Source organism: Peribacillus sp. NJ11 (genome assembly GCF_030348405.1).
Taxonomy (GTDB): Bacteria; Bacillota; Bacilli; order Bacillales; family DSM-1321; genus Peribacillus.
In genome coordinates this window covers 520150-540765 of sequence record NZ_JAUCFO010000001.1, presented here as the reverse complement: position 1 = coordinate 540765, position 20616 = coordinate 520150, and the positions used below count along the sequence as shown (strand labels likewise).

Below are 20616 nucleotides of genomic sequence, written 5' to 3'. Positions count from 1 at the left end.
TATGATGAAATATAAAAATGCACTGACGATGGCGAGCACGCCAAGAACGTGAAATGTATTGTGACCAATCCATCCTGACATCAAAATGGCTACTGGCACCAACATTCTGCCTATTGTAAACAGCTAAGCTTGATGTTGCGAAATATTGTCCCTGCATAAGCTTGGATGCCTATCCTTGCTGAATGCCTGCTTTAAAAGCTAGGCCATTGTGACGATCCAAATAAAATGAAGGAAAGACAGTAGGTAAACGAGGAGTCAATGAATACACTTCGTCTATATAGGCGGACGATCATTTTGTTACTGATATGGTTAAGAGTGTGATGAATACTCCTCGCTTCAACGAAAACAAGTAGGTAAGGCAACTTTGAATCAGCTTATTTTATGTTAAGATATAGATGAAAATTCGCTTAGGTAAAGAAGGTAATTCTGTGAGTGCAAATTTAATCGAGAGTAAGAGTTTTAGAGTCATTTTTACATCTTTTTTGGCATTCCTGGGTGGATATGCGTTTGATTGCCTTGGAATATACTTACCATGGATGCTGGGACCATTATTCGTGGTGATGATTGCGAAAGTGAAGTTAGGGAAGTACATGTTATGGTCTAAAACCTTTAGAAGCACAGGATTGGTCATTCTTGGTTTACAACTGGGTAGTTCATTCACTAAACAATCGTTAAATGAGATGATTGAATATTTGCCGGTTATGCTTTTTACGACAATCGCAATCATTTTATTTACAGTTTTGACTGGCTGGTTTGTCGGAAAACGAATGGACCTATCTCTGAGCACATCCATGCTTGGCAGTTTTCCGGGAGGTCTTTCCCAGATGGTGGTCTTAAGTGAGGAAATGAAGGATAGTGATGAAACGGTTGTAGGTTTCATGCAAACACTTCGTGTCATCCTGGTGATATCCATTGTTCCTTGGCTTGTGACCCATGTAATGTCAGTTGAACCAGGAGCTGTGATGGCTATAGCGGAGCGGCCGTTTTTCTTATTTGAATATGATGGGGTATTAGCCATCATGATGTTGGCAACCTTGCTAATATTCATCATAATCACAAAGAAAGCCAATTTTCCGCTTCCTTTTTTACTAGGACCTCTCATGGCCGCAGCCTTATTTAATCTAGTAGGCCCAGGTGCCCCGCAAATTCCTGACTTTTGGTTGAACTTGTCACAATTGTTGATTGGCGCCCATTTAGGGTACACACTGAAGGTCGATAATCCCCGACTCTTCAGAAAGATGTTCGGGGCAGTATTCGTCAGTAACATCCTGTTAATTGGATTTTGCTATTATCTTTCCATTCAGTTTGCTCCTGTCCTATCCTTGCAGGCAAACGAATTATTTTTGAGCATGGCGCCAGGCGGCGTCGCCGAAATGGCAGTCACAGCCATGTCTGTGCATGTGGATTTATCCGTTGTCACAAGCTTTCATTTATTCAGGATTTTATTCATCTTATTTTTTTTATCGCCCATCATAAAATGGCTCGGTGGAAGAAGCCGAGGGAAACAGGAACAAGGACAAAGCTGACAGGCTTTGTCCTTTTTTTGATAAAGGAAAAGCCTCTGGTCAATGTCCAAATTTCGAAACTTACGAGTAAAATCGTGAAATTCACGAGTAAAGCACCAAAACCCACGAGTAAAAGCGTGGAACTCACGAGTAAAGCATCGAAACTCACGAGTAAAAGCGTGGAACTCACGAGTAAAGCACCAAAACCCACGAGTAAAAGCGTGGAACTCACGAGTAAAAGCGTGGAACTCACGAGTAAAAGCGTGGAACTCACGAGTAAAAGCGTGGAACTCACGAGTAAAAGCGTGAACTCACAAGTAAAAGCGTGGAACTCACGAGTAAAAGCGTGGAACTCACGAGTAAAAGCATGGAACTCACGAGTAAAAGCGTGAAACTGACGAGTAAAGCACCGAAACTCACGAATAAAAGCGTGAAACTGACGAGTAAAGCACCAAAACTAATGAGTAAAAGCGTGGAACTCACGAGTAAAGCACCAAACCCCAAGTGAAATTACATTCCCGGCGGAAATTTTACCCGACCTGTTGATATATGCTTTTAATTCCTCCCTTGGCAAGGCGTAAAGTGAGTGGATTTTGTGATGATTTAATGAAAATTAAAATGGAATAGAAAAATAATCCTCACTTTTTTTAAACTTTATCCGATATAAGGAGAAGACGAGACTTTAAATGAATGGGTGAGTATTATGGATATAACATCAGTTTTGGGCGTAGTTCTTGGTATTGTGGCCATCTTAGTCGGGATGGTGTTGAAAGGCGTTAGTGTAACAGCATTGATTAACCCGGCAGCTATTCTGATCATTATTGTAGGGACAATAGCTGCTGTCGTAACGGCTTTCCCTTTGTCGGAATTAAAACGACTACCTAAAATTTTCAAAATTTTATTCTTGGAACAAAAATTGACAAAGCCTGAAGAATTAATAAAAACATTTTCGGAATGGGCGGTCATTGCCAGGAAAGGAGGCTTACTGGCATTGGAAAGCATTTCGGACCAAGTGGATAATGCTTTTTTGAAAAATGGCTTGAATCTTGCAGTAGAAGGTCAGAGTGCCGATTATATTCGTGATATTTTAGCAGAGGAAATAGACGCGATGGAAGAGCGTCACCTAAGCGCGGCAGCGATTTTCAGTCAAGCCGGAACATACGCACCGACACTTGGCGTATTGGGTGCGGTAATCGGGCTGATAGCAGCATTGGGCAATATGGCTGACACGGAGGCATTGGGACATGCCATATCTGCCGCCTTTGTCGCAACCTTGATGGGAATTTACACAGGGTATGTGTTATGGCATCCATTTGCCAATAAGCTCAAACGGAAATCGCAGCAGGAAGTCCGGATCAAAGAAATGATGATAGAAGGGATTTTATCGATCATCGAAGGGGAAGCGCCAAGAACGATTGAACAGAAATTAACATCATATTTGCCTGCTGGAGATCGTAAAAAGTGGTTAGAAGGCGATGTGAGAGAAGATGGCTAGGCGTAAAAGGAAACAAAGGCATGAAGAGCATATCGATGAATCATGGTTGGTTCCCTATGCCGATATCTTAACATTGCTTCTTGCGCTTTTTATCGTCTTATTCGCTTCAAGTTCGGTTGATGCAGTAAGGTTCCAGCAGTTGTCCAATGTATTTAACCAGGTATTTACGAGCGGAACGGGTTTTATGGATTTCCCAAGTGATTCCCCCAGCAATGAGCCGACATCACCAGAACAAAGATCAGGGGCAGAAGATCTTAAGAAGTTAGGGAAAAACGAGCAAGAAGAACTTACGGAAGTTCAGGAGCGTGTAAATGCCTATATCCAAAAGAATGGTTTAACGGATAGATTGGAAACGAACCTTACGGATGAAGGCATGTTGATTTCAATTAGGGAGAACGTGTTGTTTGAATCGGGAGTTGCTGAGGTGAGAAGTGAAAACCAAAAAATCGCAAAGGAAATCTCAAATTTACTGGTCATGGACTTACCCAGAAACATTATCGTAAGCGGACATACCGATAATATTCCAATTAAAAATTATCAGTATGAATCCAACTGGGATCTGAGCGTGATGCGATCCGTGAATTTCATGAAACTTCTTCTCGAAAATAAAGAGTTAGATCCCGAAATGTTCAGTGCTAAAGGACATGGTGAATTCAGGCCGGTTGCTTCTAATGAAACAAAAAAAGGAAGAGCTGAAAACCGGAGAGTTGAAATCTTGATTGTCCCACGGACGGCAATAAATGAGTGAAAACCTGTCTGGAATGACGGGTTTTTCTTTTTGAAGGAGAATTTATGGATAGAGAATATACAAATGTGATGGAAGAGATCGTTGTGACATGGGTGCAGGTTTTAATGTCCGGTATGGAATACCAAACATTTTGCTCGTGCAGCAAATGTAAAAATGACATCATCACATTATCACTGAATAACCTGCCTAATTACTATGTAACCACTGAAGAAGGGCGGAAAAGGATGTTTGAAAATTTGAATATAGAAGAAAACAGGAAATGGATCAACAAAAGAATCATCAATGCCATACACGTTGTTGGCCAGTATCCTAAACATTGATCAGCTTTTGAAAAGATAAAAGGTCAGGGACCCCTTTTTTTTGATATTAAAACTTGGGCAGCAACCTCCGAAAGGGATTTCGCTCATAAACAAAAGGTGATAGTTTTGGGAACATTGTGTTTTATTTATAGTGCAGTAGGGAACATAAATAAAGTACAAAGATAGGTTCATTCAATCAAAAATTGAGGAGATGAATTTTTATGGGTAGAAATATCGCATGTGTTGTAACGAATATGTTTGAGGACTCGGAGTACAGTGAACCGGCAAAAGCATTTGAAGAAGCTGGTCATACTGTAACGACGATTGAAATGGAAAAAGGGAAAACCGTTAAAGGAAAACAAGGGGAAGTTGGAGTCAAGATTGATGAAAGCATCGATTCGGTGAAACCGGAGGATTTCGATGCTTTGTTCATCCCCGGAGGGTTCTCACCTGATCAACTACGTGCTGACGAACGCTTCGTATCGTTCGCCAAATCGTTCATGGATGATAAAAAACCTGTATTTGCAATCTGTCATGGACCGCAGTTGCTGATTACAGCCAAAACACTTGAAGGACGCCACGCAACAGGATATACATCCATTAAAGTCGATATGGAGTATGCAGGTGCCACATATTTGGACAAAGAGGTTGTAGTTTGCGGCGACCAGCTTGTAACCAGCAGGACGCCAGAAGATCTTCCGGCATTTAACCGGGAATCGCTTAATCTATTGAAATAATAAAAAATCCCGGCAGCTGCCGGGATTTTTTATTTAATGAGATTTAAAGGATTCATATACTTCCATCTTTGCAGTAAAATAAAAGGAGACGAATAAAAAAAGGAAGTGTCACGATTGATCGTATTAAAGTCTGCACGTGAAATTCAAGCGATGCATGAATCGGGTAAAATTTTGGCAGCTTGTCATAGGGAGATTGCAAAGTTGATTGTTCCTGGTGTGACAACATGGGAAATAGAAGAATTTGTCGAAGGATTCTTAAAAAAACATGGAGCGAAGCCGGAACAAAAAGGTTACAAGGGATATGAGTATGCGACATGTGCCAGCATAAATGAAGAAATCTGTCACGGTTTCCCTCGAAAGACCCCTTTGAAAAATGGAGATATCGTAACGATTGACATGGTCGTCAATTATAACGGAGCCCTTGCCGACTCTGCTTGGACGTATACGGTAGGTAAGGTTTCAAAGGAAACGGAACATTTAGTGAATGTGACGAAGGAATCTTTATATAAGGCGATTGAAGTGTGTGTGGAAGGCAACCGGATTGGTGATATTGGTCATGCCATTCAAACATATGTCGAGGCTGAAGGCTTCTCGGTCGTTCGTGATTTCATCGGACACGGGATAGGAAATGTCATTCATGAAGAGCCGCAGGTTCCGCATTATGGGCTGCCGAATAAAGGTCCGCGTCTTAAGGAAGGCATGGTATTCACTATCGAGCCAATGGTCAACGTAGGTACATACAAGGCCAGCCGGGATGCGAATGGATGGACGGCTTCTACCGCAGATGGGAAATACTCGGCTCAATATGAGCATACGATTGCCATCACGAAGAACGGTCCGCTAATTCTGACCGAACAATGAACGAAAAAACAGCATCAATTATGATGCTGTTTTTTCATCTTAATCAATCGGTCGTTCCAATGAATACAAATCTTCTTCGATATTTCCTAATCTGTCCTCAATCACTTTTTTAGCATCTTTAATGCCTTCATTATAAATAAAGGGAGCAATGTTTTCGAAAATGAATTGCAAGTGATTTTCAGCAGCGATTTCACCGATTTCCTTGCCATGTTCCTGATACACATATTCTTGGATACTTTCGATCATCTTACGGCGTTTCTCTAAGGGAAATTGAATGAACATTGTGCCCTCCTTCATATTTGTTTTAAGAACCATGGAATGAAATCATCCGAATTCAAAGGGAAGACGGGTACTGAAGCATGATTCCTGGTGCGTTCCAGACATTCGGGCCAAGCCACCGCTGCTTTGACATTAGTAAGCCGTTCCAATAACAGGAGGTCGCTTTCTTCTTTGATTAAAATGACCTTAGGATAGTCCTCTTGCTTATAACCTTCAATTAAAATCACATCGGGGAGGAATAGACCCAATAATTTAATCAGCTCAGTGATAGGGGCTCCCCCCTTGAAATTGCCGAGCAATTCTATTGTCCCGTCTCCTTCAACAAGTGAAGCGGCTGCTCCAGCCTGAAAGTGTTTATTGGAATCCTTCATGCTTGTGACATCTGGTTTTCCGCCATGTCCATGGTGTTTTAAAACGGCTGTCTCTAATTTTGCTACGCGAAGCTTTTCGATAATATTCGTTATGAAAGTCGTTTTTCCTCTATTTTGGTAGCCAACCACCTGAAAAATAAAAGGCTTCACCAAGGCCATTTGCATCCTTCTTGATCATCGAGAAGCAGGATGTCCACAAAATCTCCCGTTTGAAAACCACGGGTCCCCCCAGGTAAGACGGTCAGTGAATTGGCACCTGCCAAGCTTGTCGTAATATTGGATTTATCAACTCCGCTGGGAATTACTTTCAACTGGCCGGATTCGTAAAATAATCGGGTTCGAAGCAGACGTGAGAATGGATTGGGCTTTAAGAAATCTTCTGCCAATTGAGCCGTCTCTTTTCGTAAATGCGGATATTCCGAAAACAGCATGGTGCGGATGATCGGTCTTGCAAATAGTTCAAAGCCGACATAACTGGCGGATGGATTGCCGGATAAACCGAATAAAAATTTGTTATTAAATACGGCTACCGTCGTCACGCTGCCCGGACGCATGGCCACTTTGTTGAATAAGACATCAGCTCCAATTTGTTGATAAATATCTGGGAGAAGATCAAAATCACCGACGGAAACGCCTCCCGTTGTGATTAGCAGATCGACTTCCTCCAAGGCCGTTGAAATGGCCTCGTAGCTTAATTCGAGTTCATCTTTAAGTTTTCCATAAAAACGGACTTCTCCTCCAGCCCTCCGAATTTGGGCGGAGATGGCATGTGAATTGCTGTTGCGAATCTTACCGGGCTGCAAGGGTTCATTAACATCAAGTAGTTCCGAACCTGTAGCGAATAATCCGACGACAGGTTTCTTGGCAACAGGGACTTCAGCATAACCGAATGTGGCCAATAAGCCGATGATCCCTGGGTTGATTGCTGTTCCTTTTTTTACAAGAACATCCCCTTTCTTTGCGTCCTCACCTTGAAAAGAAACGTTTTCCCCTTCCTTTAGTGAGCGTTTAAATGATATGTACTTCTTTCCGTCCTTTTCGAATTCCTTCGTGAGCTCGAGCATGATTACGGCATCACACTCAGCAGGCATCTGAGCTCCAGTCATGATTCTTGCCACTTGGTTTTTTTGTACGGGAATAGTCGATACCATACCAGCAGCCAACTCTTCAACCACTTCGAACTCGAGAGGGTTATTTATGGAACCGTCAACGGTATCCTTGGACCTGAGGGCGAATCCATCATATGGCGAGCGGTTAAAATGCGGAACATCATTTGTAGCTGTAATATCTTGAGCCAAAAAACGGTCTTGGCTTTCCTCGAGGGGAATCAGTTCCATATGTCCGTTTAATTTATGCTTCATCACTTTTTCCACTGCTTCTGCAATACTGATGGGCGTTCTTCTTTCTACCATGCTTACAACCCCTGTCTGTTTTTAACTATAATCTCTATATCAAATGTAGCAGGATTTTTAAAAAAATGAAAAAAATCCTCACCGTATGGGAGGATTTAAATGTTACTTATTACGCAGTCTTCCAAGTTCTTCGGCGATTGCTTCCATTTCACGGACACTGAAATTCGTTTTTTTCATCACCATTATATAGATATCGTGCAGTTCTTCGTACATTTCGATATCAAAATGGGTTGATTTGATTGCACCGAAGTTCATCACTTTTAATTTATCCTTAATTGCTTCGACCATAAACTCTACACTTTCGGCTGTGTTTCGTGTTAAATCCATATTCCTCATCCTTTCTTACGTTCCTAAATTATTTTCATCTTTGCATGATTACCCCTAGAAGTCAATGGATATTCGGGTGGAAAACGAAGCTTGATCCCCAATTCACTTTGTCATCTCCACGTTTTAAAGTGAGAGAGTTTGGGAAAAGATAGGAAAAAACTTTTTTAAACATTGTATAATGTAGATAGCTACCATTATCCATGAACCAATATATGACGAGGAGGAGAATATATGAGCAACATTCGAGAAGAATATAAGTGTGCCAAGAAAAGTAAATTTATGCAAGCGGTCTTTATTGGGGCGTTAGCAGGGGCTGCAGTAAGCCTTTTTGATAAGAATACACGTTATTCTGTATTGGAAAACAGCAAAAGTTGCATGAGTAATATAAAAGAATTCGTGAAGAATCCCAATGGGGTGCTTACACAAGTACGTGAAACATCATCTAAGGTACGTTCCACTGTTGAAAAAATCTCCGATGATGTATCCTTCATTTCCCAAAAGGTGGAGGAAATGAAAGATATTCCTTCGCAAGTTGCCCAAGTGGTGATGGAAACGAAGGAAGTCTTTGCTGCAGAGCAGGAAGAGTCATCTTCAATTCAGGATCCACAAGAACGGGTCTCCTTAAATTAAAAAATGAGGTGGAGGTATGGCCAATAAAAAAGAATGGCTGAAAGGCTCATTCTTCAAGACTTTCATAAAACGGTTACAGATGGATGATGTGTCAGGACTTGCCGCACAGCTGTCTTATTTCTTCTTACTTTCCCTGTTTCCGTTACTTATTTTTTTGTTCACTTTATTGGCCTATCTGCCATTTTCCCAGGAAGATATTTTAAATACCCTCCGTACATATGCACCTGAAGATTCGATGAATATCATTGAGGCTAACCTATCGGAAGTGATGGAAGCGAATGGTACTTTATTGTCGTTTGGTGTCATCGGGACGATATGGTCGGCATCAAATGGGATGAATGCAATCATTAAAGCATTTAACCATGCATATGGTGTAAAAGAAAGTCGAACTTTCTTTATTTCCCGGGGAATGTCGATTCTTCTCACTTTAGCGATGATATTTGTTTTTATTGTCGTTTTATTGCTTCCGATATTCGGAAAACAAATCGGAGTATTCCTATTTGCCGAGATTGGGCAATCCGATGAGTTTCTAACGATTTGGAATCAACTGCGCTGGGTGATCAGTACGCTGGTATTTTTGATTGTGTTCACAATCCTTTATTGGATTGCGCCAAACAAAAGACTGAAATGCATAACAGTATTGCCCGGTTCTATCTTTGCAACGGCAGGATGGAGTATCGTATCCTTTTTGTTTTCTTTTTATGTGGAGAACTTCGCTAATTATTCCGCGACTTATGGAAGCCTTGGAGGAATAATCGTATTAATGGTCTGGTTTTATTTATCGGGGCTAATCATCATACTGGGCGGGGAAATAAATGCTCTAATAAGTGTAAAGGAAAATCCAGAATGTGAATGAGCTTCCTGGAGTTACCGTAGTAGCGGACTTTACTTCTGCAGATACTATTCAAGAAATGATAACTTTTGTAGAGGAGGAGTTCATTCATGAGTAAAAAGGATGGCAGCACAAAGCAAAAAGGAAAAAAAGGTTCGAACCATAAAACATCAGGTTCTGCAAACGGTAAGAATGGATATCACTAAATGAAACGAACATAAAAAAAGGGAGCCTTTAGGGGCTCCTTTTTCATGTTTAGTTTCTCAAAAGTCTTAAGCTATTCAGTATAACGAGAATTGTGCTTCCTTCATGGCCAATGACGCCATATGGAAGGTCCAGAAATTGAAGGAAATTAGATGCTATCAGGATCATGATGACCGAAATCGAGAAAATGACGTTTTGTTTGATGATTCGATTCATTTTCTTTGATAATTTGACGGCTTCCGCGATACGTGGCAGGTCATTCTTCATCAGAACAACATCCGCTGTCTCCAAGGCAACATCCGTGCCTTCACCCATTGCGATCCCAACAGAAGCTGTTGCTAGTGCAGGTGCATCATTGATGCCATCCCCAACCATTGCTACAGTGCCAAAATGTTCTTTCAGCTTTTTCACTTCATTCACTTTGGTTTCAGGGAGGCATTCGGCAATATATGCATCAATGTGACTCTCCGACGCAATTGCTTTAGCGGTTTTTTCACCATCGCCTGTCAGCATGACAGTATGGATGCCCTCATTTTTCAAAGCTTCTATGGCAGCAATCGTTTCTTCGCGTACGACATCTTTCAAAGTGAGTATACCGGCAATCCCTTGATCATCTTTTGCAAAAACAATTGTCTTACCTTGTTCAGCCAATGTCAGCGCAATGCCATTTTGGAATCGTTCAGCTTCACTGCGACCGACGAAATCAGCTTTTCCAACTTGCCAAAGCACGCCATTGAAATAAGCTTGAACCCCATTACCTGAAATATCTTCCATGTTATCCGGTTTAATGATGTCCTTCTTTTGCAATTTCGTTTTAGCATAACGTACGATCGATGTTGCCAAAGGGTGGTTTGAATAATTTTCAACAGATGCAATATGAAATAAGAAATCTTCTTCGTTTAAATCTTCGCGGATAATGACATCCGTTACCTCTGGTTTTCCTTTTGTTAATGTTCCGGTTTTATCTAAGGCAATCGCCTGCAGGTTTCCTAGATTCTCAAGATGTATGCCACCTTTAAATAAAATGCCATGACGTGCACCATTTGATATGGCAGAAAGTGTAGCTGGCATAATGGAGGCTACAAGGGCACAAGGAGAAGCGACAACGAGCAGGATCATTGCTCTGTAGAACGTTTCGGTCCAGCTCCAGCCCAATAAGAAATGGGGCACGAACATCATTAAGCCGACAACTGACAATACCACTTTTACATAAGTCCCCTCAAACTGTTCAATGAACAGCTGGGAGGGCGACTTTTCGCTTTGTGCGGATTGAACGAGAGTGATTATCTTTTGAAATAATGTTTCATTTGCTGGTTTGGTAATTTCCACGGTAATCGTTCCACGGAGATTAACCGTTCCCGCAAATACTTCATCATCCAATGATTTACTGACTGGCATGGATTCGCCAGTTATTGCCGCTTCATCGATATTGGTACGGCCGTCCGTGATTTTTCCATCTGAAGGAACTCGCTCACCTGGTTTCACTAAAATCAGATCCCCGATACGCAGCTGGGAAACGGATACGGTTTCTTCATATCCGTTAGTGATGCATAACGCTTCTTCAGGCTGTAAGTCCATAAGTGCCGAAATTTCTTTATGGCTTTTATTCATCGTGTATGTCTCAAGCGCACCGCTTAAAGCGAAGATGAAAATCAATATGGCGCCTTCAGTCCAGTATCCGATGATCGCTGAACCGATGGCGGCAAAAATCATCAGCATCTCAACATTCAATTCCCGGTCGGCGATCGTATCTTCTATGCCTTCTTTTGCCTTGGCATATCCTCCAATCAGGAAAGAGGCTAAGTATATGACTATGGAAGTGGACTCCATTCCGTTCTTTGAAAATGCCCAGCCCATAACTATTAATAATCCGCTGAATAAGGCAGCAATAAGTTCTAAATGAGGTTTTGCTTTTTCCAACCAAGAGGTTTTGCATGTAGCCGGTTGGGTTAAATGTTTAGTATCTGTAGTCATAAGATTCCCTCCCACATTCTTCTCTATTTTTGTGTAAATGATATAGATTATCATTTGTTTAATGCTTAATTGAGAAAGATAATCAACGTCATTTCTCTGGATAAAATATGAAAGCTGCCATCGTAATTGCGATGACAGCAATGTTTTCAAAGGTTTATTAACGTGATGTCCCTTTTGTTAATATTATATTACCACATATCCTATTCAGAAATAAAGAAGAATGATTCTAATCTAGTAAAAAATATAAAGTGCATTTACAGGCACAATTGTTAAACATGCAAATTGAATAATAAATGGAGTTGTCCAGATAATAAACTATACTACATAACTGAAGCAGGCATATTCTCCTTAAACAAGGCCAATGAAATGAAGACAAGCAAAAGCATGATACTGATCATGTAGAAAAAATTCCCACCCTGAACGTGTTCAATGACCAGGCCGCCAAAGAATGGACCGCCGATGCTGCCGAGACTAAAGAAAATGCTGCATAATAAATTTCCTGCGGGTAAAAGGTTTCGAGGCAAAAGATCTGCCATATAACTGATACCCAGCGAGAAAGTCGAACCGACCATCATTCCGCCAATCATAAAGCAGATGAGTAGGCCAAGAACTGAATAGGAATAAATCCCTGCTAGAGTGAATGTGGCAAAGCCTGAAAAAAGAATCGTCAACAGGGTCTTTCGCCGGCCAAAGCGGTCACTGATCATCCCCAGGGGAATTTGTGTAAGCAGGGTCCCGGCAGAAAATGCCGGAATGATGATGGATACTGCGGTTAAATCGATTCCGGAGCGCAAAGCGAATACTGGAAAGTTGCTATTCAATGATGCTTCGAGCACGCCAAAGGTGAACGGAAGTAAAAAAGCGACCCAAGCTATGCGGCTCACCTTTGAAAACCTTTTGAGTGTTCCGAGGAATGATGTGTTTTCAGAGTCATCCTGTTCAGGAAGCTCATTTCTAATAAGGAAAACAGTTAACCAAGTAAGAAAGCTAAGTATGGATGTCATGATGAAAGGCAAAGCCTGATTAATCTCGAGAAGCTTCGTCATTAGCGGTCCGACCATGAAGCCAAGACTGAAGAAAAGTCCATAAATGGCAAGATTCCTTCCTCGTTTTGCTATTGGTGAAATAGCAGTGATCCATGTCTGGGTAGCAAAGTGGAGTGTATGATCGCCGATTCCAATGAAGAAACGGAGTACGAACCAAAACCAGAATGATTTCCAAACCGGGAATAAGGCAAGCGATAGAATGACGGTTATCCCGCCAAATAATATCAATGGCTTATACCCGTATTTACGGAGTGGCGCTTCCATAAAAGGAGAAATCAACAGAATTCCAATATAAAGGGAGGCTGAATGGAACCCGTTTAAGGATGAGCTGATTCCGTCATTTTCAAAAATGATGGCGATGATCGGCAGAAGCATCCCTTGAGAAAACCCTGATATGCCTACAATAATGATTAGAACACTTAAAAGCAGTTTATTATTCATAAGGTCATGTCTCCTAAGAAATGTATACCTTTTTGATGTTACATCTTAGTAAGAGGATTAAGCAATAGAAATTTGGGTAAATATTGACAAGAAGCGAAGCGATGATAAAAATTTTCCTTTGTCATCGCCCGAAGATTATGTATGATAGTTTTTGTTACATAAAAGAACTATATGATTGTGAGGAGAAGTATCGTGAATAAAATATTTTTGGGGCTTGTCCTGTTAGGCGTCCCCTTATCTGTCATTGGGTCATTATTGCATTGGCCGAGTGTAATCATGTTCATAGTATATTGCTTAACAATCGTCGCGCTTGCAGGCTTCATGGGCCGGGCGACTGAAAGCTTAGCGATCGTTATGGGACCAAGGATTGGCGGTCTTTTGAATGCAACCTTTGGTAATGCAGTAGAATTGATCATATCCATCTTTTCATTAAAGGCGGGACTAGTGGGTGTCGTATTGGCGTCTTTGACTGGTTCCGTTTTAGGAAATTTATTGTTGGTGGCAGGACTATCATTCTTTATCGGAGGGACCAAATACAAACGGCAGAAATTTAATGTATTCGATGCGAGGCATAATGCCGGCCTGTTAATTTTTGCTGTTATTGTAGCCTTCGTCATACCGGAAGTATTCACACAAAACATGAGTGAATCAAGCACGATGTCGTTAAGTGTCGGAATTTCCATCATTTTGATCTTATTATACCTTGCTGCATTATTCTTTAAATTGGTTACTCACCGAGGGGTATATCAGCATACGGAGAAAACCGAGGAACATGAAGAGGAAGAACCGGAGTGGAGCAAGAAAAAGGCAATTATAATACTTGCTGCCGCTACATTGGCTGTTGCGTTCGTATCGGAGAAACTTGTCCATACGTTCAGCGAAGTGGGGGAAACCTTCGGATGGACGGAGTTATTCATCGGAGTCATTATCGTTGCGATCGTGGGTAACGCGGCAGAACATGCTTCAGCCGTCATAATGGCCTATAAAAATAAAATGGATGTCGCTGTGGAGATTGCCGTTGGTTCCACCCTTCAAGTTGCGATGTTCGTAGCTCCTGTACTCGTGCTGATTTCGTTAATGTATCCAACACATATGCCGCTTGTTTTTACATGGCCAGAACTGATATCAATGGTTACAGCAGTCTTTCTGATGATCATGATTTCGAATGACGGGGAAACGAACTGGTTTGAAGGCCTTACCCTATTGGCTGCTTACTTCATTATGGGGATTGGATTTTACTTATTATAGAATGCTGGCCTTCCGATGCGGAAGGTCTCTTTTTTATAAATAAAAATAGAAATGACTCTGCTCAGGTTAGATTTAGCAGAGTCATTTCTATATTAGTAAATTACCATCCATAAGTTAATCCAAAATTTTTCATCATGCTTTTGTAAAAGTTGAGAAAATATTCTAGAGTGTCACACCATCCTTTTACATCAGATTTAAGTATAGGCGAATTCGTTTTCTGTCATCCTTTAAAAGGGTGTCGTGGATTGTTCGATAAGCATACCTCCTGAAAGATTTATAGGTATGAACGATTTCGCCTCCTTTTTATAATGTAAATTAAGTATAACCGATTTGAATAGAAAAGTAAATATTCTGAACTTTACAAATATATTACAAAATCGACATCAGATTGAAATGTATAGAATGTCGGCTAAAAACAAAATCTATAAACAAATGATTGAACCCCTCAAAAGGAGTGCGACAGCATGAGAAGAATTATTCTTATTACGATGTTTACCCTATTTGCCTTCATTCAGGCTAATGTAGGTTTTGCAGCAGATATACCAGGAGATATAACAACTCCAAATAAGGTGAAAATCCCACCTTCCGTATTGAATATTGCAAAGGAGAATACGTATCCGAACCCGACTCAGGATCTTCCAATGTTGCAGCCGAGTAAGTTTGCCGAACAATTGATTGATTCGTCGGATATAAAGATTGAAAATCCAGAACTCATTCATATGTTGAATGAATCAGCAATTGCAAAGGCTCCGCTTGCTTTTGGATACAGGGCGACCATTTACCTTGGCCATTGGGCATTGAATTATGAGTCTTCGGAAACGGCCCCAAACTGGGAATACCAAAAGATCAATATGAATTACTATGATAATCGCGGCGGTGAAGTTCCATACAGGATCCGTTACGTCCAGGAAAGTCAGAAGGCAGTAAGTGGCGGTCTGACCGCCAAAATCCCTAAGGCTGAGGATGTTCAAAAGATGATGCTGTTAAAAGCCACGGAAAAAACCAATTTGCCATTGGCTTTCGAAACGATCATCGGAGCTGGTACGAAAAAAGATCAAGTATACAATGTTGCTTCAAATAGGATTGGTTACTTATCCAGTTATGCTTCCGCCGTCAATGAAAAAGGCAAGGTCACATATGGGGAAGTATATTTGAACCTAAAAGGAAATAAAAGAACCATTACGATCAAGAACATCACTTCGCAAGGCATCGGGGCTTGGATACCGGTTCAGGACCATGTTTCCTTCAGCTTTACAGTCTCGCAGCAACCCAGGTAAAATGAAAAAACTCGCCGGATTGGCGAGTTTTTTCTTCATATGGTTGACTTCCTGATCCTGAAGTCTTCCTTTGGATAGTAGGCATTTTTGACAAGAACATTCGGGCCGAGACATTTGACTGCCGGGCAGTGGCAGTTCAATTCATTGGCCAGTTTCGAATTCATCCATGTGTCATACGATTCGGTCAATGGCCGATCAATGATATTTCCCAATGTAGGTGCATCACCGAAGTCGGTCACTATAACTTCCCCGGTGAAAATATTGACGTTCAACCGGGAACGTCCATCAGGGTCATTTCGAACAGTCACTTTATGTGAACGATAAAGGCGTTGAAGCAGCTCAATATCCTCTTTACCGTTATTGCAAGGATAGAATGGCAGGGTACCGAAAAGCATCCATACATTTTCATCACGGATATCAAGCAAATGATGAATCGCTTCACGCATATTCTCTAATGATAACGTTTCAAGTGCCGAAGCGAAGTCGCTTGGATACATCGGATGAATTTCATGCCTTTGACATCCCATTTCATCGACGATCTGTCTGTGAATATGTTCAAGATGCGGCAATGTGCGTTTATTAAGCATCGTTTCTGCTGAAACCAGCACACCAGCCATTGTCAGGGCCTGGGAATTTTCAATCATTTTATCAAATAATTTCTTTCGCTGTTCCCGCGATGGTTTTCGGTCCATCATGGCGAAGCCGATATCAATGAATTCATCTATCGTTCCCCAGTTATGGGAAATGTGCAGGACATCCAAATAGGGAATGATTTCCTCATAACGTTCCAAGTCAAGGGTCAAATTGGAATTGATTTGTGTCCGGACCCCGCGGTTACGGGCATATTTCAATAGAGGCAAAACATAATTCTTCACTTGTTTTCTTGATAGCATCGGTTCTCCGCCAGTGATGCTGAACGAGCGAAGCAAAGGAATCTCATCAAGTCGCTGAATCAGTAATTCCAGTGGCAGAGCATCGGGATCCTTGGGCTGAAGTGTGTAACCGACAGCACAATGCTCACAACGCATATTGCAAAGTGTGGTGGTTGTGAACTCTACGTTGGTCAGGCTAAGCTTTCCATATTGTTCAACGTCCATATATGCTTCCCAAGGATCATACTTGGGTGTAATTGGTGTTAAAAGGTCTTGCTTGATTATTGACATGTTTAAAACTCCTTACGTAATAATGCACTAACCCATTATGAACAATGGGGACAAAAATTGTCAAATGGCGGAGAGCTGCATTTATAGCTTGCCATTGCACTTTCAAGCAGATTTCGTTACGATGAAAGAAGAATGGAAGGAGAGTGCCTCATGGGAAAATCCATTACAGGTAAAAACGAACAATTAACATACTTAAAAGAACGCCTAACGATGTTCATGGAGGTTCTTGATCATATCGAACCTGAAAATACTGAACTGGAAGATATAGACCGCTTAATCGGCATGATAGATGATTTGGAAGGCAAAGTTGAACAATTCAAAACCAGGGAAGAATAATATCTGTTTCGATAGTATGATTTTTTCAATGTTAATATTCATGAAGGGATGACGTGCAACCTGCGTCATCCCTTTTTTATAAATAATGATGAATGGCGTTCATAACAAATAGGAAATGTTTGGTGATGAAAAATTTAGTCATGGGCTATTCTTGGCGCTTTGAAGATTCCTCACCAATTTGCTTTTCATTAAGAAAAATAATTACTTGTTTTCGAAAGATTATGTTAGATGTATAATAAAACGGGTGTTGTATCATTCGCTATTTATAGAGAAGCAGGGAAATGATTAAATCTAGGGGAAATAAGAGGGGGAAGAGAAATTTGGATATTCAAAAATTCCAAGAAAGTATGTACAGTCTTATCGTTGAAACTTCAACGAATCTTCCAAAGGATGTTCGTCGTGCGGTCAAAAGTGCAAAACAACGTGAAAATGCAGGTACTCGTTCTGCATTGAGCTTGGCCACCATCACGAATAATATTACAATGGCTGACGACAATGTATCACCGATTTGTCAGGATACTGGTCTGCCGACTTTCAAAATAAAAACTCCAGTTGGCGTGAACCAACTTGAAATAAAAGAAGCAATCCGAAATGCAATCATTTTAGCAACAAAGGGCGGAAAACTTCGTCCGAACGCCGTTGACTCTTTATCGGGTGAAAATAGCGGGGATAACCTTGGGGAAGGTCTTCCTGTCATGAAATTCGATCAATGGGAAAAAGACTACATTGATGTTCGTCTCATCTTAAAAGGCGGCGGCTGTGAAAACAAAAACATCCAATACAGTCTTCCTATGGAGCTTGAAGGATTGGGGAAAGCGGGCCGTGACTTGGACGGAATCCGTAAATGTGTCCTTCACTCTGTTTACCAAGCACAAGGACAAGGCTGCAGTGCCGGCTTCATCGGCGTTGGTATCGGCGGGGACCGTTCATCCGGATATGATCTGGCTAAGGCTCAACTTTTCCGCAGTAATGAAGATGTGAATCCGAATGAAGATCTTCGTAAACTTGAAGATTACATCATGAAGACAGCTAATGAATTGGGAATCGGCACGATGGGCTTTGGCGGCGAAACTACACTGCTTGGATGTAAAATCGGTGTCATGCACCGTATTCCTGCAAGCTTTTTCGTATCCGTGGCTTATAACTGCTGGGCTTTCCGCCGTTTAGGAGTGAAAGTGAATCCGGAAACAGGCGAAATCAATGAGTGGTTATATCAAGAAGGAGAGAAAATCGACTTCGCTCTAGAAGCAGAAAAAGAAGCGAAGGAAGAAGTGGCAGCCGCTGTAGAATCCGACGTTGAATCTTCCCGTGAAATCACCCTGCAAGCACCTATCACGGAAGAGCAAATCCGTGAATTGAAAGTTGGTGACGTAGTTCATATTAACGGCAGAATGTATACGGGCCGTGACGCTATCCACAAACATTTATCTGAAAATCCTGCACCAATCGACCTGGATGGACAAATCATCTATCACTGTGGACCAGTAATGCTGAAGGACGAAGAAGGTAAATGGCATGTGAAGGCTGCGGGACCAACAACAAGTATTCGTGAAGAACCCTACCAAGGTGATATCATGAAACGATTTGGCATCCGTGCAGTTATCGGTAAAGGCGGAATGGGACCAAAAACACTTGAGGCACTAAGTGAACACGGCGGCGTTTATCTAAACGCAATCGGCGGAGCTGCTCAATATTATGCAGACTGCATCAAATCCGTAGAAGGCGTGAACTTCACTGAATTTGGTATTCCTGAAGCAATGTGGCATCTGAATGTTGAAGGATTTACAGCCGTTGTTACCATGGATTCACATGGAAACAGCTTGCATAAAGATGTTCAGCAATCTTCATTGGAAAAATTGGCACAATTCAAAGAACCAGTTTTTAAATAAATGTATGGCAAAAGACGCTCGCCAATCGGTTGAGCGTCTTTTGCTATCTTACTCTTCTATTTCCGGCAGTGGATCGACCCTCGAAGAATCCTCTAAATTCAATCCACTTTTCACAAAATGAATAAACACTCCACCACCTAAACCAAGACAACCAACAAAGCCTAACGTGATAACCCATTCCAGCATTTCATTCCCCCCTTGCTAAATGTATATGAAAAAAAAGGCGATAATTACCTTAGAAAAGTACAATCTTTTGGAACGGTCGCACATACATTAGAAGAGAAAGGGGGGATTTTCATGCAGAATAGCTACATCTTATTCTTTATCGCCATGTTAACCGGTTTTGCTTTCATCAAACTTCCTGTAGCAAACACGATTTTCTCCGGTCTTGAAACATTCCTGGACGTAGTCGGAATTGTAACAGTTCTCATTTTCGCTATCGCCATTATTTGGAAGGCGGCACAAGCGTTATTTAAAGGATAAACCAATATGAAGGGGCCAATCCTTTTCGGAGGAAAGGCCTTTTTTTGCGTGGGATTAAGATTTTGTTGAGAGGATTCGTCCCACAATTCGATAATTCGTTCTAAAGCGGGAAAAATTCGACCCAGAATTCGATAATTCGGCCTTTACAATATCATGCATATAAATCTCTATGTTCCAAACACTAAGAAAAAAGAACATGGGGGATATTCCAATGAAAAAAATGGTGATTTTGTCCGCTTTTATATGCTTGATATGCTCTTTGGCAAGCCCAGCTTTTGCGGAATCCTATAACTGGGGTTTCAATAAAGGAAGAAATGGGACACCTGCCGATGCCGGTAAAAAATTCAATGAAATGCTGCCTAAATATGAAGCGATTTATAAAGGGGATACAAAGAAAAAAGACGTTTATTTAACATTTGATAACGGTTATGAAAATGGTTATACGGCACAGATTTTAGATGTTCTGAAGAAACATAAGGCTCCTGGAGCTTTTTTTGTCACGGGTCATTATTTAAAAACGGCGCCTGAGCTAGTTATCCGTATGGCCAATGAAGGGCATATCGTGGGGAACCATTCATGGAACCATCCGGATATGACCAGCGTGACGGACGATGTCATTCGCACCGAGCTCGAGCGGGTAAAAAAAGCGACGGAAAAATTAACCGGGCAACAGGGAATGAATTACTTAAGGCCGCCTCGTGGGGTATTTAATGAAAGAACAATGAAAATCGCAAAAAGAGAAGGGTATTACCACATCTTTTGGTCACTGGCATATAGAGACTGGATTGTCGATCAACAAAAGGGTGCCGCGTTCGCACACGATGAGGTGCTTAAGCAGATACATCCCGGCGCGATATTATTACTGCATACAGTATCGAGGGATAATGCGGAAGCACTCGACTCGATACTGACGGATCTTGAAAAACAGGGATACACATTCAGCAGCCTTGATGATTTAATGATTGAGAAACAATTTCCAAACCGAATGCTTTATTAAAATTAAAAGCGGGTCCTGTAGTGATGATTCAGGTCCCGCTTTTATCCATTCTCCTCTATTTC

24 protein-coding genes are annotated in these 20616 nt (G+C 41.4%); 14 read left to right on the top strand and 10 right to left on the bottom strand.

What is annotated here, in order from left to right:
* Positions 1-428: 428 nt before the first annotated feature.
* On the top strand, positions 429-1526 hold the full coding sequence (locus QUF86_RS02760; RefSeq protein ID WP_289318092.1) for an AbrB family transcriptional regulator: 1098 nt from the start codon (positions 429-431) through the stop codon (positions 1524-1526).
* Here the strand turns inward: QUF86_RS02760 and QUF86_RS02755 are convergent.
* Both QUF86_RS02755 and QUF86_RS02750 read right to left on the bottom strand, forming a co-directional pair.
* Complete coding sequence (locus tag QUF86_RS02755) at positions 1471-1800, bottom strand: hypothetical protein (protein ID WP_289333560.1); 330 nt, start codon at positions 1798-1800, stop codon at positions 1471-1473. The genes QUF86_RS02760 and QUF86_RS02755 overlap by 56 nt on opposite strands.
* A complete protein-coding gene (locus QUF86_RS02750; RefSeq protein ID WP_289333559.1) occupies positions 1797-2009 on the bottom strand; it encodes a hypothetical protein in 213 nt (70 codons plus the stop codon). Before QUF86_RS02750 ends, QUF86_RS02755 begins: the two co-directional genes overlap by 4 nt.
* 199 nt (positions 2010-2208) lie before the next feature.
* Here QUF86_RS02750 and motA point away from each other — a divergent pair, with 199 nt between their 5' ends.
* From motA to map, 5 genes are all read left to right on the top strand, one after another.
* The gene (gene motA / locus QUF86_RS02745) at positions 2209-3000 is read left to right on the top strand and encodes a flagellar motor stator protein MotA (RefSeq protein ID WP_289333557.1); all 792 of its coding nucleotides are present in this window, start codon (positions 2209-2211) and stop codon (positions 2998-3000) included.
* The gene (gene motB / locus QUF86_RS02740) at positions 2993-3748 is read left to right on the top strand and encodes a flagellar motor protein MotB (protein ID WP_289333556.1); all 756 of its coding nucleotides are present in this window, start codon (positions 2993-2995) and stop codon (positions 3746-3748) included. The genes motA and motB overlap by 8 nt, the downstream gene beginning before the upstream one ends.
* Positions 3749-3792: 44 nt before the next feature.
* A complete protein-coding gene (locus QUF86_RS02735; RefSeq protein ID WP_289333555.1) occupies positions 3793-4068 on the top strand; it encodes a late competence development ComFB family protein in 276 nt (91 codons plus the stop codon).
* 200 nt (positions 4069-4268) lie between these two features.
* On the top strand, positions 4269-4784 hold the full coding sequence (locus tag QUF86_RS02730) for a type 1 glutamine amidotransferase domain-containing protein (protein ID WP_289318085.1): 516 nt from the start codon (positions 4269-4271) through the stop codon (positions 4782-4784).
* A 114-nt stretch (positions 4785-4898) separates the two neighbouring features.
* Positions 4899-5645, top strand: coding sequence for a type I methionyl aminopeptidase (gene map, locus QUF86_RS02725; RefSeq protein WP_289318084.1), 747 nt, complete (start codon positions 4899-4901; stop codon positions 5643-5645).
* Positions 5646-5684: 39 nt separating this feature from the next.
* Here the strand turns inward: map and QUF86_RS02720 are convergent, their stop codons facing one another.
* The 4 genes from QUF86_RS02720 to QUF86_RS02705 all read right to left on the bottom strand — a co-directional run bounded on the left by QUF86_RS02720 (position 5685) and on the right by QUF86_RS02705 (position 8034).
* Entirely contained in the window at positions 5685-5927 is a 243-nt protein-coding gene (locus QUF86_RS02720) for a DUF2164 domain-containing protein (protein ID WP_289318083.1), read from the bottom strand.
* Between the two features lie 11 nt (positions 5928-5938).
* Positions 5939-6454, bottom strand: coding sequence for a molybdopterin-guanine dinucleotide biosynthesis protein B (gene mobB / locus QUF86_RS02715; protein ID WP_289333554.1), 516 nt, complete (start codon positions 6452-6454; stop codon positions 5939-5941).
* Positions 6442-7707 (bottom strand): molybdopterin molybdotransferase MoeA, encoded by a 1266-nt coding sequence (locus QUF86_RS02710; RefSeq protein WP_289318081.1) that lies wholly within the window; start codon positions 7705-7707, stop codon positions 6442-6444. Before QUF86_RS02710 ends, mobB begins: the two co-directional genes overlap by 13 nt.
* A gap of 102 nt (positions 7708-7809) precedes the next feature.
* Positions 7810-8034 carry a DUF1128 domain-containing protein gene (locus QUF86_RS02705; RefSeq protein WP_289318080.1) on the bottom strand — a complete coding sequence of 75 codons (225 nt, stop codon included), beginning with the start codon at positions 8032-8034 and terminating at the stop codon, positions 7810-7812.
* Between the two features lie 231 nt (positions 8035-8265).
* On the opposite strand from QUF86_RS02705, the gene QUF86_RS02700 reads away from it, so the two are divergent.
* Positions 8266-8664, top strand: a complete 399-nt coding sequence (locus QUF86_RS02700; RefSeq protein ID WP_289333553.1) for a YtxH domain-containing protein — start codon at positions 8266-8268, stop codon at positions 8662-8664.
* A 16-nt stretch (positions 8665-8680) separates the two neighbouring features.
* Complete coding sequence (locus QUF86_RS02695; RefSeq protein ID WP_289333552.1) at positions 8681-9520, top strand: YihY/virulence factor BrkB family protein; 840 nt, start codon at positions 8681-8683, stop codon at positions 9518-9520.
* 231 nt (positions 9521-9751) lie between these two features.
* Here QUF86_RS02695 and QUF86_RS02690 read toward each other — a convergent pair whose 3' ends face one another.
* Positions 9752-11674, bottom strand: coding sequence for a heavy metal translocating P-type ATPase (locus QUF86_RS02690; RefSeq protein ID WP_289333551.1), 1923 nt, complete (start codon positions 11672-11674; stop codon positions 9752-9754).
* A gap of 320 nt (positions 11675-11994) precedes the next feature.
* Positions 11995-13161 carry an MFS transporter gene (locus QUF86_RS02685; protein ID WP_289333550.1) on the bottom strand — a complete coding sequence of 389 codons (1167 nt, stop codon included), beginning with the start codon at positions 13159-13161 and terminating at the stop codon, positions 11995-11997.
* Positions 13162-13350: 189 nt separating this feature from the next.
* Between QUF86_RS02685 and cax the strand changes: the two genes are divergently transcribed.
* Together cax and QUF86_RS02675 are read left to right on the top strand one after the other, a co-directional pair.
* Positions 13351-14409 carry a calcium/proton exchanger gene (gene cax / locus QUF86_RS02680; protein ID WP_289318489.1) on the top strand — a complete coding sequence of 353 codons (1059 nt, stop codon included), beginning with the start codon at positions 13351-13353 and terminating at the stop codon, positions 14407-14409.
* Positions 14410-14873: 464 nt separating this feature from the next.
* Positions 14874-15686 carry a YfkD famly protein gene (locus QUF86_RS02675; RefSeq protein WP_289318075.1) on the top strand — a complete coding sequence of 271 codons (813 nt, stop codon included), beginning with the start codon at positions 14874-14876 and terminating at the stop codon, positions 15684-15686.
* A gap of 35 nt (positions 15687-15721) precedes the next feature.
* On the opposite strand, the gene yfkAB is transcribed toward QUF86_RS02675, so the two are convergent.
* Entirely contained in the window at positions 15722-16843 is a 1122-nt protein-coding gene (gene yfkAB / locus QUF86_RS02670; RefSeq protein WP_483313945.1) for a radical SAM/CxCxxxxC motif protein YfkAB, read from the bottom strand.
* Positions 16844-16999: 156 nt separating this feature from the next.
* Between yfkAB and QUF86_RS02665 the strand changes: the two genes are divergently transcribed.
* Both QUF86_RS02665 and QUF86_RS02660 read left to right on the top strand, forming a co-directional pair.
* Entirely contained in the window at positions 17000-17185 is a 186-nt protein-coding gene (locus QUF86_RS02665) for an SE1561 family protein (RefSeq protein WP_089362622.1), read from the top strand.
* A 320-nt stretch (positions 17186-17505) separates the two neighbouring features.
* Entirely contained in the window at positions 17506-19074 is a 1569-nt protein-coding gene (locus QUF86_RS02660; protein WP_289333547.1) for a fumarate hydratase, read from the top strand.
* A 48-nt stretch (positions 19075-19122) separates the two neighbouring features.
* Here QUF86_RS02660 and QUF86_RS02655 read toward each other — a convergent pair whose 3' ends face one another.
* Entirely contained in the window at positions 19123-19260 is a 138-nt protein-coding gene (locus QUF86_RS02655) for a hypothetical protein (protein ID WP_289318072.1), read from the bottom strand.
* Between the two features lie 111 nt (positions 19261-19371).
* Between QUF86_RS02655 and QUF86_RS02650 the strand changes: the two genes are divergently transcribed.
* Together QUF86_RS02650 and pdaA are read left to right on the top strand one after the other, a co-directional pair.
* The gene (locus tag QUF86_RS02650; protein WP_289318071.1) at positions 19372-19557 is read left to right on the top strand and encodes a hypothetical protein; all 186 of its coding nucleotides are present in this window, start codon (positions 19372-19374) and stop codon (positions 19555-19557) included.
* A 211-nt stretch (positions 19558-19768) separates the two neighbouring features.
* Positions 19769-20554 carry a delta-lactam-biosynthetic de-N-acetylase gene (gene pdaA / locus QUF86_RS02645; RefSeq protein WP_421154455.1) on the top strand — a complete coding sequence of 262 codons (786 nt, stop codon included), beginning with the start codon at positions 19769-19771 and terminating at the stop codon, positions 20552-20554.
* The last annotated feature ends 62 nt before the right edge of the window (positions 20555-20616 follow it).

Excerpts from the sequence above, each read along its gene's own strand:
- motA (WP_289333557.1), top strand. The coding sequence starts at position 2,209 with ATGGATATAACATCAGTTTTGGGCGTAGTTCTTGGTATTGTGGCCATC.
- motB (WP_289333556.1), top strand. The coding sequence starts at position 2,993 with ATGGCTAGGCGTAAAAGGAAACAAAGGCATGAAGAGCATATCGATGAA.
- QUF86_RS02735 (WP_289333555.1), top strand. The coding sequence starts at position 3,793 with ATGGATAGAGAATATACAAATGTGATGGAAGAGATCGTTGTGACATGG.
- QUF86_RS02730 (WP_289318085.1), top strand. The coding sequence starts at position 4,269 with ATGGGTAGAAATATCGCATGTGTTGTAACGAATATGTTTGAGGACTCG.
- QUF86_RS02720 (WP_289318083.1), bottom strand. The coding sequence starts at position 5,927 with ATGTTCATTCAATTTCCCTTAGAGAAACGCCGTAAGATGATCGAAAGT.
- mobB (WP_289333554.1), bottom strand. The coding sequence starts at position 6,454 with ATGGCCTTGGTGAAGCCTTTTATTTTTCAGGTGGTTGGCTACCAAAAT.
- QUF86_RS02710 (WP_289318081.1), bottom strand. The coding sequence starts at position 7,707 with ATGGTAGAAAGAAGAACGCCCATCAGTATTGCAGAAGCAGTGGAAAAA.
- QUF86_RS02705 (WP_289318080.1), bottom strand. The coding sequence starts at position 8,034 with ATGGATTTAACACGAAACACAGCCGAAAGTGTAGAGTTTATGGTCGAA.
- QUF86_RS02700 (WP_289333553.1), top strand. The coding sequence starts at position 8,266 with ATGAGCAACATTCGAGAAGAATATAAGTGTGCCAAGAAAAGTAAATTT.
- QUF86_RS02695 (WP_289333552.1), top strand. The coding sequence starts at position 8,681 with ATGGCCAATAAAAAAGAATGGCTGAAAGGCTCATTCTTCAAGACTTTC.
- QUF86_RS02690 (WP_289333551.1), bottom strand. The coding sequence starts at position 11,674 with ATGACTACAGATACTAAACATTTAACCCAACCGGCTACATGCAAAACC.
- QUF86_RS02685 (WP_289333550.1), bottom strand. The coding sequence starts at position 13,161 with ATGAATAATAAACTGCTTTTAAGTGTTCTAATCATTATTGTAGGCATA.
- QUF86_RS02675 (WP_289318075.1), top strand. The coding sequence starts at position 14,874 with ATGAGAAGAATTATTCTTATTACGATGTTTACCCTATTTGCCTTCATT.
- QUF86_RS02665 (WP_089362622.1), top strand. The coding sequence starts at position 17,000 with ATGGGAAAATCCATTACAGGTAAAAACGAACAATTAACATACTTAAAA.
- QUF86_RS02655 (WP_289318072.1), bottom strand. The coding sequence starts at position 19,260 with ATGCTGGAATGGGTTATCACGTTAGGCTTTGTTGGTTGTCTTGGTTTA.
- QUF86_RS02650 (WP_289318071.1), top strand. The coding sequence starts at position 19,372 with ATGCAGAATAGCTACATCTTATTCTTTATCGCCATGTTAACCGGTTTT.
- pdaA (WP_421154455.1), top strand. The coding sequence starts at position 19,769 with ATGAAAAAAATGGTGATTTTGTCCGCTTTTATATGCTTGATATGCTCT.